Below are 22,415 nucleotides of genomic sequence, written 5' to 3'. Positions count from 1 at the left end.
GGCGACGGTAATCAAAAAGACGCCGATCGGCAAATGATCAGCCCAAGACGGGACCGTTTCAAGCAGAAAGCAGGGGAAGATTCGCGAGCGTCCCGTTCAGGGGTGTCCGCCTCAAGGAGGAGGCAGAACCTCGATGGGCGCAGGTTGCGGCGCTCCCTCCTTGCATTTCCACTACCCCCTGACTATATTCCTTTCAGAAGTCTTGCCAGTACTCAATCGGAAAGGACAGACCCATGGAAACCATCCTCTCGATTATTGAATCCAATCGCGAACGGTATCTCAGTGAGTTAAAAGAACTGCTCGCCATTCCCAGTGTGAGTTCGCAGAGCGACCGCAAACCGGAAATGATTCGCGCCGCGCAGTGGCTCGAGAACCACATGACACGCATAGGATTGCACAACGCAAAGATTCTGGAGACCGAAGGACATCCGGTTGTGTATGCGGACTGGCTGGGCGCGCCCGGCAAGCCGACCATTCTTCTTTACGGGCACTACGACGTGCAACCGGAAGATCCGGTGGACAAATGGGAATCGCCCCCATTCGAAGCGACGGTGCGTGGGGAAAATCTTTACGCGCGCGGTGCGGCTGACGATAAAGGGCAAATCTTCATCCACCTCAAGGCAATCGAAGCCTTCCTGAAAGACGGCGGCGCGCTGCCCGTGAATATCAAGATCATTTTTGAAGGCGAAGAGGAAATCGGCAGCGAGCACCTGGGCGCGTTCGTTTCGCAGCAGAAGGAGATGCTCACGGCGGATGTCATTCTCATCTCCGACTCGGGAATGTTTGCGAAGGGCGTCCCATCGGTCACATATGCCCTGCGCGGTTTGGCGTATATGGAAGTGGAAGTGACCGGACCCAACGGCGATCTGCACTCCGGTTCGTTCGGCGGCTCCGTTCATAATCCAATCCAGGCGCTGGCCGAGATGATCGCATCGTTGCACAACAAAAATGGGCGTATCACGATCAAAGGAATGTATGACGACGTTCGTCCGCTGACGAAAGAGGAGCGCTCAGCCTTCAAGAAGCTTCCCTGGAGTGACAGGAAGTATGCGAAATCGCTCGGATTGAAGGAGCTTTACGGTGAGAAAGGGTTTACCACTCTCGAACGGCTCTGGGCCCGGCCGACTCTCGAATGCAACGGCATCTGGGGCGGTTACACGGGCGAAGGGGCAAAGACCGTACTGCCATCGAAAGCCTTGGCGAAGATCTCCATGAGGCTTGTGCCGGATCAGTCGGCGGCGAAGATTGCGAAGCTGTTCGAAAAACATCTTAAGTCCATCGCACCTAAGACCGTCACTGTGAAAGTGCGCAATCTTCACGGCGGGGAGCCGGCGATTACGCCGGTGGACAGCCCGGGCGTGCGCGCGGCGGTTGCGGCCCTGGAAAAAGGATTCGGCAAAAAGCCGCTCTATCAGCGGGAAGGAGGCTCCATCCCCATTGTGGTGGATTTCAAGAGGCTGCTCGGCATTGATTCCGTGCTGCTTGGATTCGGTTTGCCGGACGAGAACGCTCACGCTCCGAACGAGTTCATCAATCTCGACAACTTCTTCGGCGGCATCAAAACGGTGGCGCACTTCTACAATGAGCTGCCGGCCTTCTGGAACCGCCCGTGTGCATAAGGAGGGGTTCACTGGACGCATCCGGAAGACAGCAGTGAGCTCCTGGAAGCCCGGCGACGGATTGACTGACTATAGAAGCTCCCGCAGACTATGTGTGGGTGTTAGGATGTGGTCTGCAAAGCAGCTGCTATCATTCGGTCTTTCTTCCTCGCGGTCGTCCTGGCCGCCACCAGCCTGTCACCGCAAACGCAGGGGCAGGTAGCCGCATTTGAAAGCCAAGCCCTGGCAGCGGCCGCCCGGCCGGCGACTCCCCCGCCTGTCGGCCAGGGCGTATCGATAAAGCCGGACCGCCAATCTAAATAGGCATCCTGTGAGCACGGCAGACTAAAGGAGAAGCGTTCCCGGATGGCTCAAATGCTTCCTGCGATCTTTTTCGGCCACGGCAATCCCATGAATGCCGTGCTGCAAAACAACAACACAGAAGGATGGCGGCGTATAGGGCAAGAAGTGCCAAAGCCGAAGGCTGTCCTGTCGATCTCGGCTCACTGGTTTGCCCCAGGAACCGGGGTCACGATCACCACGACGCCCGAGACGATCCACGATTTCGGCGGATTCCCTCGAGAACTCTACCAGGTGCAGTACCCTGCTCCGGGCGATCCGGCACTGGCCCGTCGAATCCAGGAGCTGCTGCGCCCTTGCCGGTGAGGCTCGACGATTCATGGGGACTCGATGAATGCGAGAGGCATGAAGCAAGCAGGGCGCGTCCTATTCCCCATGCGAAAATTTTAGTGACTTTTTCATCGGCTTGTTGTTTAGTCATCTCAGTCGGTTTGTTCGTCCATGCCTTTGACGAAATGGGCAGCATCTCAGCTCTGAGTTTTCAGACTGCCAGGCTTTTCTCGCATCACCAGCGTTCCGGTTAAGACCCGGTAAGAAAAAATCAACAAAGGAGGATACGCATGTTGCACATTTTGTGGTCCATCCTGTTGGGATTCCTTGCAGGGCTCATTGCACGAGCTGTCTATCCAGGCGCGAATCCGATGGGTTTTGTAGCAACAACGCTGTTAGGCATTGTCGGGTCGGTCGTAGGAGGCCTTGTCGCCATGTTCATTTGGAAACCCAAGGCGGGGGCGAAATTTCATCCCGGCGGGCTCCTCTTGTCAATTCTTGGTGCGATTTTGGTGCTTTTTCTCTATCAGCGGTTGTTTTGAGAATGGGATGCTTTACCGCAGTCCCACCGCACACAACCTTCACGCCCGGGAGCTGGATCCAGGGCCGGCGGCAAGCGTACGCGCAGCGACTGCCGGCCTACAATCCATCCTCCCGGGACCGCCTGACGTGCTGTTATCCCTGAGCAGCTTCCGCCTCTGACCTCCGAAAGAAAGTTCCAATCGGCTTCTGCCGCAAGTGAAAACTCTCTGGTATCTCCTAGTTCCTTAAGAGCAGCTGCAAATGAACTCGTGCATTCGAATCGCGGCATCGCTCCAGCATTTCAGCTTATTTCTGTTTTGCGATGATCAGGTCCTTGATCTTTTCGTAAGTCGCCTTGGGAACAATGTTCTTCGATACCAGTTCATCCCGGTAATGTGCATCCTTTCGAATGTGCATTTGGCATGCCACTGCACAAATAGATCACGGGCCTTCAGGATTCCTTCCTCATGGAGAAGACACAGGCCTGCCAGGGAGGCACATCCAGGTAAAGTCCCCGAGCTTGCAGGTCGTTCCCCTCCCGATCGTAGATGGCATTATCGATCAAATCCTCGAGTCGCCACCAGCTGTTGCCGAGATCTGTGAAAGGCAGCCGGAGATAACACTGGCTCTGGTTGGGAGCATAGTTCACAGTCACGAGCAACCGTTCTCCCCCAGAATCTTGCCAGGCAAAGGCCAGGAAGCAGTCCCAGGTCCAATTGCCCTCCCAGGCAGAGGTGCATTCGAGCAACTGCCACTGGCCATTGCGAACCGCGGAACGGCGCAGCACGGCGAGCAACCGGTCGTAGAACGGTTCCAGCTTCCGGTCGATGGATTCATCGGGCCCGCGGACCAGATGGGGGGAGATCCGTGCCTTTCGCCCATGGAGTTGTCCCTGGTGAAAAAATCGCAGTCCTGGAGAAAGAAAAGTAATGACGGCGGCAGCCTGGTGGGTCTCCGGAGGGAAAGTGGCAGCCGCCCGCGGTTCGTCGTGGTTTTCGAGAAAGCGGGCCAGCTTGCTCTGGTAATCGAGCCCCGCGTGAAAATGCTCGCGTACCGGCCGGGCATATCCATCGCGCAAGCGGTCATAGAGCCGCTTGTCGTAGGCGTAATCGAATCCCTGTTGCTGCATCGTATACTCGAGGTCCCAGTAGGCTTCGGCCATAAAGCAGAAGTCCGGGAATTGCTCCCGAGTTCGCACGATCGCCGCGGGCCAGAAAGGTTGCGCCCTGCGGTCCCAGGTCCTCTCGAACGTGTCCGGCAGGATGAGCATGGCCATGTCACAGCGCAGCCCGTCACATTGCCCGGCGATCTTCAGCAGTTCCCTAATCATCGCTGCCTGCGTGGCCGGGTTGCTGTAGTCGAGCTGCAGCGTGTCCGGCCAGCCGGGGAAATGCGGATCCCTCCCATAAGCCATGATGCGGCCGCCCTGCGTCCGTTTGATCCAGGTGTAATTTTGCGGCGCCTGCGCCAGCTCATCTACCGTCCCGGCAACGTAATAGTCGGGGTGATCCTCCACCCAGGGATGATCCAGGCCGGTGTGGTTGGGGACGAAGTCGAGCATCAGCCGCAACCCACGGCGCCGGAGGCGCTCGCGGAGCCGTGCCAGAGCAGCATCTCCTCCCAGATCAGGATGCACGATGTAGCCGGCGACCGCAAACCCGGAACCGGCGATGTCCTCTTCTCGCAGGTCTGGCAGAGTCTCCTCGAGTTCCTTTCGCAATTCGTGGTTGCTGCGTGAAACCTGTCGCGCTGCCGGGCCCGTCAGCCAAACGCTCAGGAACCAGATCCAGTCAAAGCCCGCCTGGGCCAGGCGGTCCAGCTCGACGTCCGGAATATCGTCCAGCGTGGCCGGCCGGCCCAGGCCGCGGGACAAGTCGGTCAGCCAGACGCGAGTGTTGATCTGGTAGAGCGAAGGGAAATGTGGTTTGCCCATGTAAGCGCCCCCCTCGGCGCGCCGCGCCACTGGTTCGGCACTCATTGCCTGATTCACCGTGTCGGCACCAACGAGTGCAGGTTCGCTTGCCGCCCGGAGCCCGTGGGACATTCGGATCGTCACATCATTTCCAAAGTAAGTGTAACACTTCAGCAGGACATGCTGAGAACCCTGGGACCGGCAAAGGAAATCACCAGGTTGACATGAGCCCGCACTGCTGCCAACATGCCCGTAGTAGTTTGGCTTCGAGGCCCGATGGCCGCAATTCCTCAAACGGAACCGATCTCCAGCCTGCACAGGATCCAGATCGCGTCCTCCCGAAATACTTTGAGAGAGTGTCAGGGCCATTACCGGGAGCGCTATCGAGGACCGCGGAACACGGAGCCGGGGGAGGAACAAGGAGTGAGAATCTCGTGGATAGGAGATTGCAAATGGTAAAGGTAGCGCTCTTCGTAAAATTGGAGGCAAAACCAGGTAAAGAGGCAGCCGTCGAGAGTTTTCTCCGCGGAGGCCTTCCGGTGGTCCAGGAGGAACCGGCCACAACGGCGTGGTTCGCGATCCGCCTGGGATCGTCGACATACGGAATTTTCGATGCCTTTCCGGACGAGGCGGGCCGGCAGGCACACCTTGCGGGCCGAGTTGCCGCGGCATTGAAGGAAAAGGCTGCCGATCTGTTTGCCAGGCCACCCGTCATCGAGAAAGTCGACGTGCTCGCCGCCAAGCTCCCATAGAAGCCGGCGCAGCCCACTGTCCCGTGACAGGCACCCGTGTCCCCTATAGCAACGTGATCATAAAGCCGTGAGGACTGGGGACACGGGTTTCACGAATGGCGCATTCGTGAAAATCGTGCCATTCAATGCTGCAAGCAGCGCTGCTGCTGCTCGTTTACACCCCGGATCCACCGGGAGAGGAGAGGCCTGCCGTCCTTTGGGGCCAGGCGCGGCGAAAGGGTGGAGTGCGCCCTCTGTCCGGGGTGCAGGACGTTGAACTGTATTATTCCTGGGTGTCTTCGCTCGCGTCCTCGTCTTCCAGTACTTCTTCCGTATCCCCTGCGAAGAAGTCCTCATAATACGCGCGCGCTCTTTCCAGATCGGCTTGCTCGACCAGCAGCGTGCTGGGTGAAGCGCCGCCGACAAAGAGCGGATCGACATCGCCGCGCAGCACCGTTCTTATCCCGTTGTCCTCGAGCAATTCCTGAATCATTTCTGCTTCCGATGTATTGGGGAATGTCGCCAGCTCGACCAGTTCCGCACCGGACTCCTCCGGCTGTGTCACTTCCTCGTCTTTCGGCAGGGACTCGACCAGGTCAACATCGCAATCCGGGCAGCGCGTGAACTCCGCTCGGTATCCCATGCGGCATTCAGGGCAGAATGGCATATGTCCCTCCAGGATCAGCGTAAATTATCAGAATAGCACATTGCCGAAACGAACTCGTCATCGCTTCGGGCTGAGGAACTCGATGAGCTCCTTGGAGGAGCGATATCCGACGAAGCGGGAGGCTTCCTTTCCCGTCGGATCGAGGACGAGAACTGTGGGATAGGCGCTCACGCCGAAATTCTTTACCTGCACCTTTTCCACATCACCGTCAAGTTTGACTCCCACAAACCCGGCAGCCAACAGACCCGATACTTCTGCGTCGGTCCAAATCCATTCATCCATCGTCTTACATGGACCGCACCACGTCGTCTCGAAGTCGATGATAATCCTCCGGCCCGCCGCTTTGGCCCGGGTCATGGCCTCCTCGAGGTTCTGGCTCCAGACGAAGGGCGTTTTGGCCCGCGGCCGGACGCGCTCGGCCGCGACGGTATCGTCGCCCGCCCGGTCCGCGGCCTTGGTCACCGGACGATCGACCAGGGCGAAGGTCAGGAAGTTGCCCTCGGGACTGAGGGAGCGGGATAATTCGACTTGAAATGTCCTCTCCTGCGCCAGGCTCACCCATAAATTCACAACCAGCAGGACCGCCACACCAATGAAAACGAGTCTCTTTTTCTTGAGCACAAATCCCCCGCGCCTCGATGGGAAACCATGCCTGATCAGGCACGAATGGATTTTAGGACGATGCTTTGGAACAGGCCAGCAAATCTTCGGGGACCTGCTTTCACATCAGTCGCGAACCTACTCTGCCACGAGGACACCAAGCTTCTTCGCGAGTGTCCAAAGGGAAGGATTTCTTTGTCCTCGACACTCAGTCCAAGGAGGTTCGGAAGATCTCTTCTGTCGTTCTCGACAGCATTGGCCCCCCACGTCCGACGCGCGACGGACGCCGACATCTGGCTCGTAACCCTCCGCTAATTCCGGTGAGACGCAAGGGGTCTCGGAAATCCGCGCTCTGCTGTAAACTGCAGCATTTTTGTGTGCATGAGAGCGCCCCGGCGCCTGAGGTACTCAGGCGCCGGGGCGAAGATAGGTCCTGTTATCTCTCCCATTCTCAGCAGGTCAACTTTTTCCTTTGTTTTTTGCCATCTGCGCAAATGCCTCGCGGCCGCGGCGTTCCATCTCTTCGGGGGTGACGTCCTCCACATGCTGGCCCAGGGCCCAGGTATGGCCAAACGGATCCTTTATTTGTCCGTAACGGTCGCCCCAGAACTGGTTCGCGAGCGGCATCACCACCGTGGCGCCTGCGGCGACCGCCCGGTTGAAGAGTTGGTCCACGTTGTCCGTGTAAAGGTTCAGGGTGATACTGTTGCCACCGAGCGTCTGGGGCGATGCACAGGTTCCCATGCCTGGGAACTCATCCGCCAGGAAAATCATTGAGTTGCCGACCTTCAGCTCCGCGTGCATCACCTTGCCGTCGGGCGTCCGGTGGACTCCTTTTGCCTCCGCGCCTAACGCCTTGCGATAAAAATCGATGGCCTCGATCGCATTCCGCACCACCAGATGCGGTGTGATGGAGTGCATTCCTTCTGGTACCGACTTAACTTTTCCTGCCATATTCTTGTGCCTCCTCCGCCCTGATTTTGTCGATTGGGGCAGGTTTTTGTAATGATACCAACTCACGCCGCTTATGGTAGCCGGTCCTGCAAGCGCCTCTCTCTGGAGGCTGGGGTTTGCCCTCAAGGCTCTTCTGAAAAGCCCGGTAGGCAATAGTGAGGCTTCCAAAATCGGCTATCGCCTCGCCGAGCACGAGATGCCGTTTTTGCAGACATCGCCTACCACAACGTAGCTGTCGGACTGCTTTTCGATGCACTCGACGCAGGCGATGAAGTTCTTGATATCCTCGGGATGGGTTTTGTCTGCAGATATTACAAGCTCGAGCACGGATTCGCCCACGCCGTTTCGAATCGGCGAGTCACAGCAGGCAAATCCTACTTCGCATAGCGGTCCGCAGAATGCTTTACAATATAATGGAAACGCCGTCTTCGTGGCAGCTTCAGATTTTCTCGAGCGGGCGGGTTTTCTCGGAGAGGCCCGCCGCGGCTCTGAACATCATCCCCGAACAGCATTTCGGACTTGGAGGTGAACTGTGATTATCATTCGCAGGCTTGCCGCAATCGCGGCTGTCCTCATTGGGGTAGCTCTGTCCACAATCGGCGCGGCCCAGCAGTTCCCTTCCGGCCTCTTCCATGAGATCAAGTGGCGCAACCTCGGGCCGCACCGGGCCAGCCGCACCAAGGCGGCCGCAGGCGTCGCCGGCCAGCCCAACATCTTTTACATCGGCGTGGTCAACGGCGGCGTGTGGAAGACCGACGATTACGGCCGGACGTGGACGCCGATCTTCGACGATCAGCCGACGGGCTCGATCGGCGCGATCGCCGTGGCGCCGTCCGACCCGAACGTGGTGTACGTCGGCAGCGGCGAAGGGCTGCAGCGGCCGGACCTGTCGACCGGCGACGGCATTTACAAGTCGACCGATGCAGGCAGAACCTGGATCCACCTGGGCTTGCGCGACGGCCAGCAGATCCCGGAGATCATCGTCGATCCGCGCGACGCGAACCGCCTGTTCGTCGCCGTGCTCGGTCACCCCTACGGACCGAACGAGGAGCGCGGCGTCTTCCGTTCGACCGACGGCGGTCGGACTTTCCAGAAAGTGCTTTACAGGGACGCGGACACGGGCGCATCGGATCTCGCCTTCGACCCCGTGAACCCGGACATCCTTTACGCAGCCTTGTGGGAATCGCGCCAGGGGCCGTGGGAGAACGCCGCCTGGAACGGGCCCGGCAGCGGGCTATACAAGTCTTCGGACGGCGGCGACAGCTGGCTCCCGCTCACCAAAGGGCTGCCGACCTTCGCCGAGGGCCTCGGCCGGATCGGCGTCGGCGTGGCTCCGAGCGCGCCGAACCGGCTGTACGCGACCGTCGAGGTGCGCGGCCAGGGCTATGTCTACCGCTCCGACGATGCGGGCGAGAGCTGGTATCGCACCAGCAGCGACACGCGCATCGCGACGCGTCCCAGCGATGCCGCCGAGATTGCGGTCGACCCGAAGAATCCCGACATCGTGTATTCGGTCACGATCGTGACCTGGAAGTCCGTTGACGGAGGAAAGAGCTGGTCCGCCTTCCGCGGGGCCCCGGGCGGCGACGACTATCAGAAGATCTGGATCAACCCCAATAACGCGAACACCATTCTGCTCACATCGGACCAGGGAGCCATCATTACGGTGAACGGCGGGCGCACCTGGAGCTCCTGGTATAACCAGCCCACTGCGGCGCTCTACCACGTGACGACCGACAACGCATTCCCTTACCGCGTCTGCAGCGGCCAGCAGGAGAGCGGTTCGGTCTGCATTTCCAGCCGCGGCGACGACGGCCAGGTCACTTTCCGCGAGTGGCAGCCGGTGGGGGTGGACGAATACGGGTACGTCGCCCCGGATCCGCTCGATCCCGATATCGTCTATGGCGGCAGGACGCCGACGCGCTATGACCGCCGCACCGGACAGGCGCAAAACATCGCCCCCGAACCGGTCCGCGCCGCGAACTTCCGTGTCCTGCGCACGGCGCCGATCCTCTTCTCGCCGATTGATCCGCACACCCTGTACTTTGCGTCGAACACGCTGTGGATGACTACCTCCGGAGGCCGAAGCTGGGCCAACATCAGTCCGGACCTGACCAGAAAGATGTGGGAGATCCCGGCCAATGTCGGTAAGTATCGCGACAGCGAGTCCGCCCGCCCCGTGCAGCGCGGCGTCATTTACACGATTGCGCCGTCGTACGTGGACATCCATACCATCTGGGCCGGCACCGACGACGGCCTGATTCATGTGACACACGACGGCGGCAAGACCTGGCAGGACGTGACTCCGCCCGACCTGAAGCCGTGGATGAAGGTGTCACTGATGGATGCCGGCCACTCGGATGCCGCAACCGCCTATGCGGCCATCAACACTTTCAAGTTGGACGACCTGCGCCCCCACATCTACCGCACTCACGACGGCGGCAAGACCTGGACGCACATCACCGGCGGCATTCCCGGCGGCGGCATCATCAATGTCGTGCGCGAGGACCCAAAGCGGAAAGGATTGCTGTTTTCCGGCAGCGAGCAGGCGGTGTATGTCTCGTTTGACGACGGCGATCACTGGCAGTCTCTGCGATTGAACATGCCGGCGACGTCCATCCGCGACCTTGTAATCAAAGACGACGATCTCGTGGTTGCAACGCACGGACGGTCCTTCTGGATCCTGGATGACATCACGCCGTTGCGGCAGATCGATCAGAAAGCCCTCGACGCCGATGCCCTCCTGTTTCAGCCGCAGGAGGCGTGGCGCTTCCGCTGGAACAAGAATACCGACACGCCGCTGCCGCCCGATGAGCCGGCCGGTCAGAATCCGCCGGATGGCGCGATCATCCACTACTATCTGAAAGCGCGCGCAGCCGGACCTGTGACGCTGGAAATTCTCGACGGTGCGGGCAAGCTCGTCCGCAAGTTCTCGAGCGCGGACAAGCCGGATCCAATTGCCGACATCGGGAACGTGCCGCGATACTGGATCCGGCCTTCGCAGACACTCTCAGCCGATGCGGGGCTGCATCGTTTTGTCTGGGATCTGCATTATGCCCCGCCCCCGGTCGCGAGTTTCTCGTACCCGATCTCGGCGATCTTCCAGAACACGTGGAGAGAGCCGCGCGGGCCGTGGGCGCATCCGGGGCGCTACACCGCAAGACTCACGGTAAACGGAAAGAGCCTCACGCACCCATTGACCGTCAAGATGGACCCGCGGGTGACGACTCCCGCAGCCGGGCTCCTGCAGCAATTTACTTTGTCCATGCGGCTCTATGAGGGCATCCAGAGAAATGCCGATGCCCTGGCCGAACTGCGCAAACTCCGCGTCGACCTCGCGGCGCGGCGTGCGCGCACGACCGGTGACGCCGCTCAGGCGATCGATGTGTTGGAGAAGAAGCTCGCTGCCATCGAGGGGACAGCCGGCGGGGAATTCGGCGGCACGGGCACCGGCGGCGAGCCGGGACTTGCCGCGCTCAGCGGCCAACTCCTGTCGGCCCTGGACATCCTCCAGGAGGCAGACGCCGCCCCGACACCCCAGGCGGCAGTGGCGGTGGAATCCTTACTGAAGGATCTGTCGATCCTGCTGGCCAGATGGGATGCAGCAAAGAAGTAACGATAAGGTTCAGAGGTAACACTATGTCTCTGCGTTCGACTTCCACGATATCGATGCCCTCAGAGCTCTCGCCGAACAATTCCATCAGCTCGATGAATCGCGCGGCGTCTTCGCGTCTGTAGAACGGCCCCACATATTCATCTGCTTCGTGAAGATAGATCTCCTTTGCCCTGAACTCGGGAGCTCGAACTGGCATTTCGTCAGATCTCATATCGCCTGAACCTGTATATAGAGGGGAGGCGGCTCCCACAATAAATATAGGCAAGATGAAATTTTCACGCGGAACAAGCTCTCCTTTCAACTGTCACTCTCTTCCGAAAGATGCCCGGGCGATGGGGGGAACGGTCTGCGTCATCTGTTCTGCAGGTACCGTCGCCACGGTTTCCAGTAATACTTCTCCCATCCTTCGGTCACCGCCTGCGCGTCATGATCTGCCACGTTGATATGAGCGAGCTCGATGCGGCCGGAATCGCCGGCTGGCCAGAACGTCAGGATCAAAATAGAGTCGAGGTCCTTCGCACTCCAATGACTGGCCCGCCACGATTGTACGATGACGTGGTGGGGCGCGGTATAGAGCATTTTCCCTGACAGACTTCCGTTGAAGGCACGGAACTCCGATCCCGGTTCCGGACTGATGGTCACCGGAGCGCCTGTGATCGCTTCATGGCTTGCAGGATCGAGATACATGTCGAACAGTCGGTCTGCGGTTGCCGGCAAAGCAATGCTCTGCTGAATTGTCCTTGGCATGACTCGCACCTCCTCAATCCAATATATATTACTCTGCTTCGAAAATAGACAAATCGGTATCGGGATCGCAATCGCCGTCGCAATCGGAAATCTCAGCCGACAAAAGCCGATAGCGACCTCGATTGCGATTGCGATCCCGATCCCGAGGTTCACCAACCGGATGACATGCGCTTTTCATGCGTCCTAGGGTGCGCCCCGGCGCATGCGGGGCTGTTCCGAAAATAGGTCTCCGGACAGTCCTCATGGCGTGCAATCACAAGCATGGTCGATCCGTGACAATTGCTGACTCACAAAAAAAAGAAAGAAATCAGACCCTCACGAAACAATATATGCGACACAAGGAGGAGGGACCGGATCATGCAAACTCTCGAGGCGGCACCTCGTGAGGACAAAGAGGTGCTCGGCCTCTGTGACCGGACAGTGCCTGAGGCAGGATCACGACCACCACGTGATAGGGACCGGACAACGGCAGGGTTCACGATGGTCGAAATGCTGATTGCGATGCTCATCCTGGCCTTCGGCCTGCTGGCCGGGGGCCAGATGATTTACGTATCCGTGGCTTCTGAATCGCTGGCGCGCTCCAAGTGGGCTGCCGCAGTCGCAGCACAGAGCAGAGTCGAGCTTCTTGCCGACGTCTTCAGTCGTGACCAGGCGGATGTCGACCTCACCGTCGGAAACCACGGTCCGGTGATGGTTCAGGTTGCTAACCCAGCCGCTAACAGAGTTCTGAACCGGTTCAACATTACCTGGACCGTGAGCACGGTGCCCGATCCGCGCCCCGGCAAGGTGCTGCTAGCCAAGCAGGTGGTCGTGACGGTTACGCCGGTCGATGCGGCAGGCGCCACGAATCTCAAGGCTTTCCTCAATAAGATGGTGGCGGTCTCAGCCGTTTTCAGCCCGAGGAACTAATGATAAGACTTGCGAGTGTCGTGCCGTCAGACGAGCGATTTTCCGTGCGTTGCAGGATCAGCGCCGAGTCAGGCTTCAGCCTTGTCGAATTCCTGCTTTCATCCCTCATTCTGGTGATCATCGCCGGAGCAGTCTTCGATTTGCTCGGGCGGACGCAGCGCACCGCCAGCTATCAGACCGAAGTGCAAGCGGTAATCGAGAGCACACGCATCGCCATGGAGACGGTGGAACGAACCATCTCGCAGGCAGGGAACGACCCGCTTCATGCAGGTCTCCCGGGCATCATCATTACGAGCGCGACCGAGGTGCGCGTCTGTTCGGATCTGACAGGATCGGCGGCAGGCCAACCGGACAAGGGAGATCCCGATGGTGATACGGCGGACGCCAACGAAGACCTGACGATCCGCTACAACGCGGGCACCCGCACTATCGAACTCGTGAACGGAGGCGTCGCCCAGCCTGTGGCCAGTAACATCTCGGCTTTCTCAATGGAGTATTTCGACGCGACCGGGGCCGCCACCAATATCGGCGACGACGTGCGCAGAATCCGGGTCAACATGACCGGGCGGAGCGCCGTTGCCGATCCGCAGACCGGACAGGTCTTCAGCATGGAATTGAGCGGCGATATCAAACTGCGCAACCGGTGACTGGGCCGTTTGCCCCCAGGCGCAAATGCTGCCTGCCCCTTAATCATGACGTTTTTGCGTATTGCAGTAACGGCCCTGGTCCCCTCGTCGCGACGCGATCCCCCTGGGCTCTTTCATCGCTGCGATCTGAAACGCAGTCAATTCCGCCTTCAATGTCCGACAGGCTGCAACGCAGGCCCAAGCTTGGGCAGATGGCGGGAATGAAGTCGGGCATCACAGGAATAGAGATCGTACTCATGCAGGCGGTTCAAGGGGACGAGGCGTATGCTCTTGATCTCGGGCGAGAGGGGTACAATCGTGCCTGAAATCAGGTTTTTCCGGAGCGCATCGAACCCAATTTTGGGCGCGCACTGGTAGTAGAAATCCAATCGATACGGCCCGGGTTCCTCCGGTACATACGGCACCGCATCAGTGTGAATCAGCCGGAGAATATCAATCTCGATGCCGAGTTCTTCGTAGACTTCGCGACGAAGAGTTGATTCGAGAACATCGTCGTTGCCTTCCTCAGGCCTCGGAGCGAGCGGACTCTTGAGGCTGGATTCGAGAGATCCTCCAGGCAAACCCCACGCGCCCTGGGAGCGGTAGCTGTGTTGCACAAGCAGGACTTCCGGTGGCTCGGCTTCCGTGTCAAGGAGCATGGCGACGGCGCCCACTGCCCAATTGGTTGTGAGCAGCCCTCTGAGGAATCCGGCAACTCTCGGCGGGAACCTCTTCCAGATACCAAGTGCGGCACGATGCAGCAGAGGATGTCGCTCAATGAAGTGAGCAAACCATGCAAGCATCCTGGCTCCTCCTGCCGATCACACGCGCGCAAAGCAAGCATCCCACAGGTTCTCGTTACATTTTGCTGCTGCTGAAAAGCCGTGTCAAACCAAACCCCAGTCAAAGGCCCATTACCAGCGAGGGCGCCCATCGGATCAAATAGAGAAGCTGGGCGGCGGAAGGGGCCAGCACGCCATAATAGCGAACCAGATTGAAGCGAGGCGTAGAATCCCCCAGCGCAGTAGTTGCCAAACACCCGAGAAACGATCATTTCTTCGATTCAGCATGCCGCTTGCCGCGGAACGAAAAACGGTGCTTTCAGCGCGATATGAACTGCGGGGGAATTGCCACCAGGAAATCCAGGGTGGAGTCGCCATAGACTGCGAAGCCGGCGATCGGGCCGCCGGTGGAGGTTACCCGGACATAGCCGCCGATCTGGTTGAGACCCGGCACCAGTTGGTCCAGCGTGCGCGAAATGCGGGAGTTGGATTTGAGCTTGAGATCGGCTGTCCCGGACACGATTCCTTTGCGTTGGAAGACCTGAACGCGCACGGTGACATCGTTCGCGTTAGGATTGAACATGGCGACGCCGGTGAAGTAGGGCTTGCCGTCACCGCCCTCGGCCACCTGCGCAAAGATCAGATCTGAGCCGCGCGCGGCATCCAGCGGCAGGCTTGCGGCGAACTGATGGGTAACCGCCTCTCCAAAGGTCACGTCTCCCACGACTCCGGCGCCATCGGCCGCGAGCACCAGAGTGCCTTCAAAAAAGCCGGGACCCGCGATTGGATCAGGCAGGCCGAACAGCACGTCACCGCGCAAATGGAGCTGGCCGCCGGAAGCCAGGGTAATAGATTTGGGATTGGTAATTCCCGGACCCGACACCCGCAGGCCATCGTTGCCACGCAGCTCTATCATCATCGTCCTCGGACTGTCGGACGTGTTCACGAGGCTCACTTGCGTCTCGTAATCGATGCCTCCCAGGTAACCGCTGGCGAACTGCGCCCCAAATTGAGTCGCGGCCGCTGAAGGTTCTTGCGCCATGATCATGCACGGGGCGCCGTTCCCTTGGGACAGGGCGACACCTGCAATATCGGTATCGGAAGTAATCCGCAGATATCCGCTCTTGAAATTCTCAGGCAGCGAGGGAAATAAGGTTGAAACATCGGCAGCGAGGCGGCTGCGCGCCTCAAGCGTGCGCATGACGCGGGCGGGAGCGCTGGTCTCGGAGTCGTACCAGCAGATTTGGACGTTGGCCGCGGCACCTCCCGGATTGACGAGATAGAGACTGGTTCCTGAAGTCGCGTCGGCGGCAGTAATGTGCGTGAAAATCAGGTCCCTGGATGGCCGTGCCGCGGTCAACGCGCCGCTCAAATAAGTCTGGGCGTTGTCTCCCGTGACAAAGAAGGCGGCAAGCCGGCTGTCGGTCGATCTTGCTTCCACCCAGCCGCTGAATTGCGCCGGAAGTGAAGGAAAGAGCTGCTGGCCAAGGACGGCGGCCTGGGCGCCTCCCGTCAGGGAAATGGACTCGGGATTTATCGGCGGCGAAAAAGCCTGGCCATTGTCCTGTTGTGCGGAGAAGAGAACGTCCTGGGATTTGTCGCCATAGTTGGCGACGGCCAGGCCAGTGTAGCCCGAGTCGGAATTGTCCAGGAAGGGGAAAATGGTCGTCGTCATCGTGCCGCCGCCTGGATAGGCCCAGTGCAGGGCCGGCGCAGAATCCAGTGAGGCCGGCTGGTTAGGATTGCTGCTGCTGTAAGGGGCATAGATCTGCGCCAGGGCATCGGCGCGCCGTGAGATTCCGACCGTGGGTGTCAGGCCGGTGTTGCCGGAGCCATAGTCGAAGACAATGTCGCCGTTCTCAAAGAGCGTGACTGCAAACTGAACGGGAGTGCCGGCGATCAGGACTCCCTTGCTGTCGCGCTTCACGGTTTCCGCTGCCCAACGGAAACGCATGCTGTCGGGGCTTGGGTTGGATACGTAGACGTCCTCTTGTGTGACAGCGTTTCCGGTGGTGCGCAAGTCCATCCAGAGGGGGGCGATTGCAGAGTAGTTTTTCAGGGCTGATTGAGAGCTGGACCCGCTGCTGACCGGTATTCCGATCGTGATCAGGCCGTTTGTGGAGATGTAAACGGAGTCGATCAGCCGGTTGTAGAAAGGGAACCCAAAGGGAAGGGAATAAAGCCGGGTGAGATTGTCGCCAATCAGAAAAAGCCTGGTCTCCTGTAGGGTTTCCAGGCTGCTGGGCTGCGGCTTGACGTCATAAGCAGCCCGGATGCCCGCTTCCGCAAACACGTCGCTGACCCGGCCGGAGCCGTCATCGACATCACGGTAGGACACGCGAATGGTGTCTCCGGGCGCAACCTGGAACTTACCGTCATCCTTCGTGGGTGTGCCGCTTTCTGAGAGGATGCTCGCCTGATAAAGAGCGCCCGAGCGCGTGAAGGTGAGCGCTTCGCTGTCGCCCCCCGTTGATTCAATAGGCAAGGTTAAGGTTGCTTCCGCATTGTTGCTGTCCCCGACATAGACTCGAACCGTCTCGCCGATGAAGAAGACGTTCTCAAAGAAGCGCACCTTGCCTGAAGGCGATGGCAGGTCTTGAGAGGGCAGCACCTCCAGTGTCGAACCGGTGCCTCCGACTGCCATGAAGCCCATCCCACGCCGGGCAAAGGATTCCCAGATGAGATTGGCGTCTGCGCCCGCCTGGTCGGCTTGATCTGCGGCCAGCAGTGCATCCCGCATGTCCACATAAGACGGATTGGCGGGCGCACGTTTCATCGCATCGATCATGAGCTGGGCGACGCGCCGGCGGCCTTCCTCGTAACCGAACTTCTTGATTAACCTTGCGCGCAGCTCCCACATGCCTTCGACCCAGATTTCACCATCGGCATGAACTTCGGCCCCACTTCTTTTCACGTGCCCAAAATCCGCATAGCTGAGATCGTTCACGGCTAAATCGGTAGAGTACGGACGGCTTCGGGTCCCATGAAGAAAGTCCTGTTTGGAAAAGCCGCCATGGGTGAAGCTGCCATCCGGCGATGCCGAAGCCGGGACGAGATAATTCAGCGAGAAAAAATCGCTGTCGCCCTCGTTCATCGCGCCGCCCTGAACCCCTCCGATGGCAGGCGTGAGCCGGCGAAACACCCCGTGGGTGTATTCGTGCAGGACGACTTCGGCATCAAAAGCACAATCCACGTACGGGCCATTCAAGGGTCCCCACAGATAAGCACTCATGCGGGGTTTGGAACCGTCTTCGGGCGTGCTCATGCTGGCATTGTTCAGGTTGGGCACGCTGAGATCGATGCCATCTTGCGCGTCTACCCTCACGGAATCCTGACCCACACCGCCTTTGCTGAAGTTGTCTTCCTGAAAGTTGCCGGCAGGCTCGGTGAAGCCGAGTTTGTAAAAATAGTCGTGGGCCAGATTGCACCAGAAGAACAGGCTGGTCAAAGAGGCCTCTGTAAAATTCACGGGTGAGGGGGCCAGAGGTCCGAGCTGCAAATCGAAGTCGAAGTGTCCGTCTGTGGCTTTGGCCGTAGCCCCCAGGGTTTTCTCATTATCTCCAGCCTTGTCCTCCCTGACGATGACGTTGTTTCCAATCGTCTCATTATCGGGGCCCACCCACCCGATCGGAGAGGCAGTCGGATCGCCCGCGAACGACATTGACACCCGCGTGACGAAATCGGGAGGATCGGGCTTCGGCGGGATGACCCCCGGCGTCGCGCTCGGCTGCGGCGAAGAGCCGTCAAAGACCAGGCCGGTTATTTCGGTGTCCGTGATCGAGTTCCGGTAGAGCAGCGTCCCGTCGGTTGCATCGACCACACATTCATAATAGTTTTTCCCATCCGTGGCGACCGCATCGAAATGCCATGCCAGGCGCAGTTGTCTTCCCGCCGGAAACCATACCCACTGTGCCGTCACTTCGTCCGAAAAAGGCCCAAAGTGCAGCGTTGTGCGCCGGCGTGGACCTCGGGCCGGTTCCTGAATTGTACGGCGAGGGTTCGTCAATGCCGGATCCATGCCATCGATACAGGTCAATAAAGCCGATTCCGGTGATATCGATGGGGTATTCGCCGGTGAGTTGGCTGGGGGTGGGAGCGATTCGAGCTGGAAATCGACTTCGACTACTTCGCCCGCAGGGGTGATATGAATGCGCAGGTCGCTTTGGAAAACAGGAATGCCGGCCCATTGCTGGCGGAATCTGAGCAGGGTGTTACGCCCGGCATGATCACGCGCGGCAAGTTCCAGGTCTGGAAGCCATGCGCCATCGAGGCCCAGCAGGTCCAGGTGAGCGGCGGCGAATTCGCGCCCAACCATCTCCGCATCGCGCAGGTCCGGCGCTGAAAGAGGAGGGGCGAAGCGCGCAAGCGCGCGCAAGCGCCCTGATTCGCTGAAGGAAGGCGTGAAGCCGGTCCCTAGCTGTCGGGCTGCGGTCTTGAGTGCCTCGGCGGTACGTCTCGATATTGCTGCCCTGTCCGCAGCGGTAGCTTCGAGGCGGCGGACATCGACGCCCTGCTCCGTCCCCGGCAAGAGGCGAATCCCCCCGGCAAGCGCCACAAAAAACAGCCCGGTAATGAATGCCATATTACGACGGCCCAGCTCGGAGATGTTCATAAGGTGGCTACATTTCTATCCCGCCACCCATTGATGAGCAAGCAAAAACATCGATCCGGCAAGCATTGGGATCAGACACGTTGGCCGCGCCCGGCGGGCGCGGCCCGCATTCTCTGCCGAATGAAATAATGCTCATGGAACCTAGCCAACTCGGGCACGCCTCGGTTCAGCTGACCGGATGCTTCAATGGAAGCCGTAAGTGACTCATGGTTTTGGATCGACCGCCGATGAGTAGGGGTAAGAAGCGAGAAGCATTTGACTCCATGGAAGGAGCCCGTGATGACTGCAATTTTATCGTTGCCCTTTCAGCAATTAAGCCTCAAGGATGCTCCCGGACAGAGTTCGGCTTCGAACCTGGTGCGAGAGTCCCAGGCGACACTAACCCGGAAAATGGATTGGGATATTACGATCACAACGCTCGAGGGAGACCGTTTTACCCTGTCTGCCGACTCTGCCCTCTCCTTGTCCGCCAGCACTTATAGCAGAATGGACGTCGGCGGTTCGCGCACGGTGAAGCGCGAGACGGACACTCAGTCGGTTGCCGGCTCCAATCAGGTCGCCGCCTCTGCAGCAGGTAATTTCAATCCTGAGGAAATGCGCGATATTGTAAAGGCACTGAGGCAATTCCTGAAAATCGCCCGGGATATCTTGCGAGGTCATCTCGTGCAAGCGGGAAATCGGGCAGACACATTGTCCAAACTTGATTCGCTGCAATCGATAGAAGCCAGCTTCCAGGTATGGAACCAGGTGACGAGTCAGGACCGGTTGGCGATTGAAAATGCCGCGCCGGAAATCGTTCCAGCCGAATCCTCATCCTCGCCGGCAACAGGGACTGTTTCAGCTCAAGCTTGATACAAGCTCGAGAATAATGGCGGACTCCAGGCCCTCTTACGGAATCGCCGTCGAATATGGTTGCCAGGGGCACCCAGTTCTCGCCAGCTTCTGCCTCCCCCTGCTTCACGAGGTAGAAGTGCACGATATCGAGTAGACGCGCCATGATCGGCGCGGCATTTACAACCTGATGCAGGTTCGAGATTTTCGAACGCCACATGTATCGTTCCGTCGCGCCGGCGGTGCCGGAGACGGTACAGTACACGGCCATCGGGCGCTTGACGCCAGATGACTATGGCAAAAATGATGGTAAGCACCGCGTCCAAATGCCTCTTGGAATCCACGTGCGTAATGCCGTTGATTGACAGACTAATGCGAGGATCGCCAGGAGTTGCGTTCACGGCCTGCACCAAGGGGCGCCGGGGATCACCTTCGTTGAGCCCCTGAGGCATCACGTAAACATCGCCATCCACACGAGCAGCAGCGCCAACCCGCCGAGATAGGAGAGGAACCAGATCCTTCCCCCGGGGAACGACGGCTTCGCCGGACCGAACGGCCCGCCCCACGATCCAGCGGGCCGGAGATCGCGGCCTATTCCCACAACCCGCTTCGCCGCGCGCCCCATCCGTCTGAGCTGCCAGTAATAGATGGCCAGAAAGGCAAAAAACAATGTCGGGCGTGACCACGCTGGCGCCAGCAGGGGGCGCCAGACGTGCACTGCCACGATCATCGCGAACGTGCCCACGAATAGCCAGCGCCACCTTTCCGCAGTTTGAAGCAGAAAGTTCCGGCTGGCTTCATACCACCGGTGGTACTCTTCGACGCGCTCCGGCGGGAACGGAATCACGCCTCGCAGCAGGATGACCTTGGTGGGAAGAATTCCAATCGCGAGCCAGCTCAGGATCAGCGCCAGACGCCAGTCCTGCGGCGTGCGCCACAACATTATTGCCCACAGTATTGCCAGAACTACTGCCAGCACCGCCTCCGCGGCCCACGAGATGTGCTCGCCCAAAGGGCGGTTCTCGAACGCCAGCGCGAGGCCGGACATCTGCCGCGGAGTAATCTTCAGCGCCCGTCGCACCCAAATTGGAAAACCCACGAGGAACACGACGTATGGCACCGCCTGAAGCCAAATGACGGTCAAGAAGAGGCCTTGGTTAACGATTGCGATTGCCAGTCCGATCACGCACGGCGCCGCCGTAGCCGCGAGCGCCGCGCGGTAGCGTCGCAACCATTGTCGCCCCTCCGCCTCGTAGAAATGGGGAGGAACCTCGATCCCCAGGTAGTATTGGGGGCCGTGGTCCAGGGGTCGGTTCCAGTTCCTGCGAATTGCCGCTCCCGCCGAAACCACAATCAGGACCTGCGATACGATCAGCATGATGTGCATCATTTCGGGACTCATCGCAAATCTCCTCTTTGCTGCAGCGATTCCAGTTCTTCCCGCACTGCGGCGACAATCTCCCGGTATTTGAGGCCCGCAAGGATCATCTGGGTCAGCGCCGTGCGCAAGGGTTTCCGCAGTTCCTCTGGCCTCCCGCCGCGTAGGCGCCGCGAGGCAACCACCGCTCCAGCACCGTGCCGCACCGTGACCAATCCTTCTTCCTGGAGTTGCCGGTAAGCGATCGCTATCGTGTTCAGGTTGACGCCCAGGCTGCTCGCCACATGCCGTACGGACGGCAGCGCCGTCCCTTCCCGCAGGTCGCCGCGGGCGATCAGGGCTTTAATGCCGTCTACGATCTGCTGATATAGGGGGCGCTCGTCGCTGGCATTGACCGTGAGAAACATGGCTGCTATCCTGTCTACTGTATTAATACAGTATACACTTGGACCCTGTCAAGTGCTTTGTATGGGACCTGGATTGCTAGAAGCAGCGTGCGATCATTGATGTCCTCCTTGGAGCAGAGCCCGGTGCAAGAGGAATCTATATACCAAGATGATGCAGACTGCTTCACTAATACCGAGACCGTAGGACGCTGGTTTGCGCAGCACACGCTAGCACCTTGGATCTGCAGGATTGAAAGTGAATTCAGCCGGAATGTCTTCAGCGCGGCGACTAGGCGGAATCACCGGCTTGAAATCGACATGAGCGGATTCCTGCGAGGCGACCCCGAAGCGAGATGGCGGTCCTGGGAGATCACGGTGAAAAACAATATCCTGACTGTGGATGAGGTTCGCGCAGAAGAGGGCTGGGCAACGTCGACCGCAAGTACGTCCCCTGGGAAACCGCGGCTTTTGAAGATCATAGCGCCGTGCATGGGTCGACATGCTTTATGCTAAGGCTTGCGAAAAATAGGCAAATGGGGTACAACAGCGATAGACATGACAGCCGAAATTGCGATAATAAACAAGTTAGCCATAGCGCTTGCCGCGGATAGTGCCGTCACGATTGAGACCCATCGTGGGAACAAGATCTTCAATACCGTCAATAAGCTTTTTACCCTCTCAAAACATCAGCCGGTTGCAGTAATGGTTTATGGCGGAGCACAAATTCTGGACGTTCCGTGGGAGATAATAATTAAGCTTTACCGAAGGAGACTTGTAAGGTGTACCCCATTGTCTAGACAAAAACTCGGCCTTCTTAAGGTGCTTTCGCTGCCTGGTGTTTTTGTCTTTACATCAGAAAATAAAAAACCAGTAGGGCCTGTGGGAAATGTGGGAAAGTCTCGCTGCTTTTTGCG

Annotated in this window: 19 protein-coding genes and 2 pseudogenes; 10 read left to right on the top strand and 11 right to left on the bottom strand. The window is 59.0% G+C overall.

All coding sequences use genetic code 11. The features are described from left to right. Positions 1–233 precede the first annotated feature (233 nt). The 3 genes and pseudogenes from LAP85_09140 to LAP85_09130 all read left to right on the top strand — a co-directional run bounded on the left by LAP85_09140 (position 234) and on the right by LAP85_09130 (position 2,770). Positions 234–1,619, top strand: a complete 1,386-nt coding sequence (locus LAP85_09140; protein ID MBZ5496555.1) for a dipeptidase — start codon at positions 234–236, stop codon at positions 1,617–1,619. A 345-nt stretch (positions 1,620–1,964) separates the two neighbouring features. Beyond that, positions 1,965–2,482 (top strand): annotated as a pseudogene (locus tag LAP85_09135) (dioxygenase). 39 nt (positions 2,483–2,521) lie between these two features. After that, positions 2,522–2,770: a GlsB/YeaQ/YmgE family stress response membrane protein gene (locus tag LAP85_09130; GenBank protein ID MBZ5496554.1), complete on the top strand. Its 249-nt coding sequence runs from the start codon at positions 2,522–2,524 to the stop codon at positions 2,768–2,770. A 286-nt stretch (positions 2,771–3,056) separates the two neighbouring features. Here LAP85_09130 and LAP85_09125 read toward each other — a convergent pair. Beyond that, positions 3,057–3,140: pseudogene (locus LAP85_09125) on the bottom strand (helix-hairpin-helix domain-containing protein). A gap of 61 nt (positions 3,141–3,201) precedes the next feature. Continuing rightward, positions 3,202–4,683 (bottom strand): alpha-amylase, encoded by a 1,482-nt coding sequence (locus LAP85_09120; protein ID MBZ5496553.1) that lies wholly within the window; start codon positions 4,681–4,683, stop codon positions 3,202–3,204. 431 nt (positions 4,684–5,114) lie between these two features. On the opposite strand from LAP85_09120, the gene LAP85_09115 reads away from it, so the two are divergent. Continuing rightward, positions 5,115–5,414, top strand: a complete 300-nt coding sequence (locus tag LAP85_09115) for an antibiotic biosynthesis monooxygenase (protein ID MBZ5496552.1) — start codon at positions 5,115–5,117, stop codon at positions 5,412–5,414. A 262-nt stretch (positions 5,415–5,676) separates the two neighbouring features. Here LAP85_09115 and LAP85_09110 read toward each other — a convergent pair whose 3' ends face one another. The 4 genes from LAP85_09110 to LAP85_09095 all read right to left on the bottom strand — a co-directional run bounded on the left by LAP85_09110 (position 5,677) and on the right by LAP85_09095 (position 7,941). Then, the gene (locus LAP85_09110) at positions 5,677–6,060 is read right to left on the bottom strand and encodes a DUF2007 domain-containing protein (GenBank protein ID MBZ5496551.1); all 384 of its coding nucleotides are present in this window, start codon (positions 6,058–6,060) and stop codon (positions 5,677–5,679) included. A 57-nt stretch (positions 6,061–6,117) separates the two neighbouring features. Continuing rightward, the gene (locus LAP85_09105) at positions 6,118–6,681 is read right to left on the bottom strand and encodes a thioredoxin family protein (protein ID MBZ5496550.1); all 564 of its coding nucleotides are present in this window, start codon (positions 6,679–6,681) and stop codon (positions 6,118–6,120) included. Positions 6,682–7,119: 438 nt separating this feature from the next. Continuing rightward, entirely contained in the window at positions 7,120–7,614 is a 495-nt protein-coding gene (locus tag LAP85_09100; GenBank protein ID MBZ5496549.1) for a VOC family protein, read from the bottom strand. Positions 7,615–7,788: 174 nt separating this feature from the next. Then, positions 7,789–7,941 carry a hypothetical protein gene (locus LAP85_09095; protein MBZ5496548.1) on the bottom strand — a complete coding sequence of 51 codons (153 nt, stop codon included), beginning with the start codon at positions 7,939–7,941 and terminating at the stop codon, positions 7,789–7,791. A 205-nt stretch (positions 7,942–8,146) separates the two neighbouring features. Here LAP85_09095 and LAP85_09090 point away from each other — a divergent pair, with 205 nt between their 5' ends. Next, complete coding sequence (locus LAP85_09090) at positions 8,147–11,230, top strand: glycoside hydrolase (protein MBZ5496547.1); 3,084 nt, start codon at positions 8,147–8,149, stop codon at positions 11,228–11,230. Between the two features lie 351 nt (positions 11,231–11,581). On the opposite strand, the gene LAP85_09085 is transcribed toward LAP85_09090, so the two are convergent. Continuing rightward, entirely contained in the window at positions 11,582–11,977 is a 396-nt protein-coding gene (locus LAP85_09085) for an SRPBCC domain-containing protein (protein MBZ5496546.1), read from the bottom strand. Positions 11,978–12,334: 357 nt separating this feature from the next. On the opposite strand from LAP85_09085, the gene LAP85_09080 reads away from it, so the two are divergent. Beyond that, positions 12,335–12,886: a prepilin-type N-terminal cleavage/methylation domain-containing protein gene (locus LAP85_09080; protein MBZ5496545.1), complete on the top strand. Its 552-nt coding sequence runs from the start codon at positions 12,335–12,337 to the stop codon at positions 12,884–12,886. After that, positions 12,886–13,533, top strand: a complete 648-nt coding sequence (locus LAP85_09075) for a type II secretion system GspH family protein (protein MBZ5496544.1) — start codon at positions 12,886–12,888, stop codon at positions 13,531–13,533. The genes LAP85_09080 and LAP85_09075 overlap by 1 nt, the downstream gene beginning before the upstream one ends. Before the next feature lie 149 nt (positions 13,534–13,682). Here LAP85_09075 and LAP85_09070 read toward each other — a convergent pair whose 3' ends face one another. Both LAP85_09070 and LAP85_09065 read right to left on the bottom strand, forming a co-directional pair. Then, positions 13,683–14,315 carry an NUDIX hydrolase gene (locus LAP85_09070; protein ID MBZ5496543.1) on the bottom strand — a complete coding sequence of 211 codons (633 nt, stop codon included), beginning with the start codon at positions 14,313–14,315 and terminating at the stop codon, positions 13,683–13,685. 298 nt (positions 14,316–14,613) lie between these two features. Next, the gene (locus LAP85_09065; protein MBZ5496542.1) at positions 14,614–18,906 is read right to left on the bottom strand and encodes a M36 family metallopeptidase; all 4,293 of its coding nucleotides are present in this window, start codon (positions 18,904–18,906) and stop codon (positions 14,614–14,616) included. A gap of 486 nt (positions 18,907–19,392) precedes the next feature. On the opposite strand from LAP85_09065, the gene LAP85_09060 reads away from it, so the two are divergent. Continuing rightward, positions 19,393–19,758 (top strand): hypothetical protein, encoded by a 366-nt coding sequence (locus tag LAP85_09060; protein MBZ5496541.1) that lies wholly within the window; start codon positions 19,393–19,395, stop codon positions 19,756–19,758. Positions 19,759–20,188: 430 nt separating this feature from the next. On the opposite strand, the gene LAP85_09055 is transcribed toward LAP85_09060, so the two are convergent. Both LAP85_09055 and LAP85_09050 read right to left on the bottom strand, forming a co-directional pair. Next, on the bottom strand, positions 20,189–21,139 hold the full coding sequence (locus LAP85_09055; protein ID MBZ5496540.1) for a hypothetical protein: 951 nt from the start codon (positions 21,137–21,139) through the stop codon (positions 20,189–20,191). Continuing rightward, a complete protein-coding gene (locus LAP85_09050) occupies positions 21,136–21,522 on the bottom strand; it encodes a GntR family transcriptional regulator (protein MBZ5496539.1) in 387 nt (128 codons plus the stop codon). The genes LAP85_09055 and LAP85_09050 overlap by 4 nt, the downstream gene beginning before the upstream one ends. A gap of 123 nt (positions 21,523–21,645) precedes the next feature. On the opposite strand from LAP85_09050, the gene LAP85_09045 reads away from it, so the two are divergent. Both LAP85_09045 and LAP85_09040 read left to right on the top strand, forming a co-directional pair. Beyond that, positions 21,646–22,014, top strand: coding sequence for a phage portal protein (locus LAP85_09045; protein MBZ5496538.1), 369 nt, complete (start codon positions 21,646–21,648; stop codon positions 22,012–22,014). 42 nt (positions 22,015–22,056) lie between these two features. After that, a partial coding sequence (locus LAP85_09040) for a hypothetical protein (protein MBZ5496537.1) occupies positions 22,057–22,415 on the top strand: 359 nt, incomplete at its 3' end.

The sequence above is a fragment of the Terriglobia bacterium genome, from assembly GCA_020072565.1.
GTDB lineage: Bacteria > Acidobacteriota > UBA6911 > UBA6911 > UBA6911 > JAFNAG01.
This window is presented reverse-complemented; position numbering and strand designations above follow the sequence as displayed.

Coding starts and splice junctions, on each gene's coding strand:
- LAP85_09085 (MBZ5496546.1), bottom strand. CDS start 11,977: ATGCCAAGGACAATTCAGCAGAGCATTGCTTTGCCGGCAACCGCAGAC.
- LAP85_09050 (MBZ5496539.1), bottom strand. CDS start 21,522: ATGTTTCTCACGGTCAATGCCAGCGACGAGCGCCCCCTATATCAGCAG.
- LAP85_09115 (MBZ5496552.1), top strand. CDS start 5,115: ATGGTAAAGGTAGCGCTCTTCGTAAAATTGGAGGCAAAACCAGGTAAA.
- LAP85_09055 (MBZ5496540.1), bottom strand. CDS start 21,139: ATGAGTCCCGAAATGATGCACATCATGCTGATCGTATCGCAGGTCCTG.
- LAP85_09100 (MBZ5496549.1), bottom strand. CDS start 7,614: ATGGCAGGAAAAGTTAAGTCGGTACCAGAAGGAATGCACTCCATCACA.
- LAP85_09060 (MBZ5496541.1), top strand. CDS start 19,393: ATGGACGTCGGCGGTTCGCGCACGGTGAAGCGCGAGACGGACACTCAG.
- LAP85_09140 (MBZ5496555.1), top strand. CDS start 234: ATGGAAACCATCCTCTCGATTATTGAATCCAATCGCGAACGGTATCTC.
- LAP85_09065 (MBZ5496542.1), bottom strand. CDS start 18,906: ATGAACATCTCCGAGCTGGGCCGTCGTAATATGGCATTCATTACCGGG.
- LAP85_09070 (MBZ5496543.1), bottom strand. CDS start 14,315: ATGCTTGCATGGTTTGCTCACTTCATTGAGCGACATCCTCTGCTGCAT.
- LAP85_09110 (MBZ5496551.1), bottom strand. CDS start 6,060: ATGCCATTCTGCCCTGAATGCCGCATGGGATACCGAGCGGAGTTCACG.
- LAP85_09120 (MBZ5496553.1), bottom strand. CDS start 4,683: ATGGGCAAACCACATTTCCCTTCGCTCTACCAGATCAACACTCGCGTC.
- LAP85_09075 (MBZ5496544.1), top strand. CDS start 12,886: ATGATAAGACTTGCGAGTGTCGTGCCGTCAGACGAGCGATTTTCCGTG.
- LAP85_09080 (MBZ5496545.1), top strand. CDS start 12,335: ATGCAAACTCTCGAGGCGGCACCTCGTGAGGACAAAGAGGTGCTCGGC.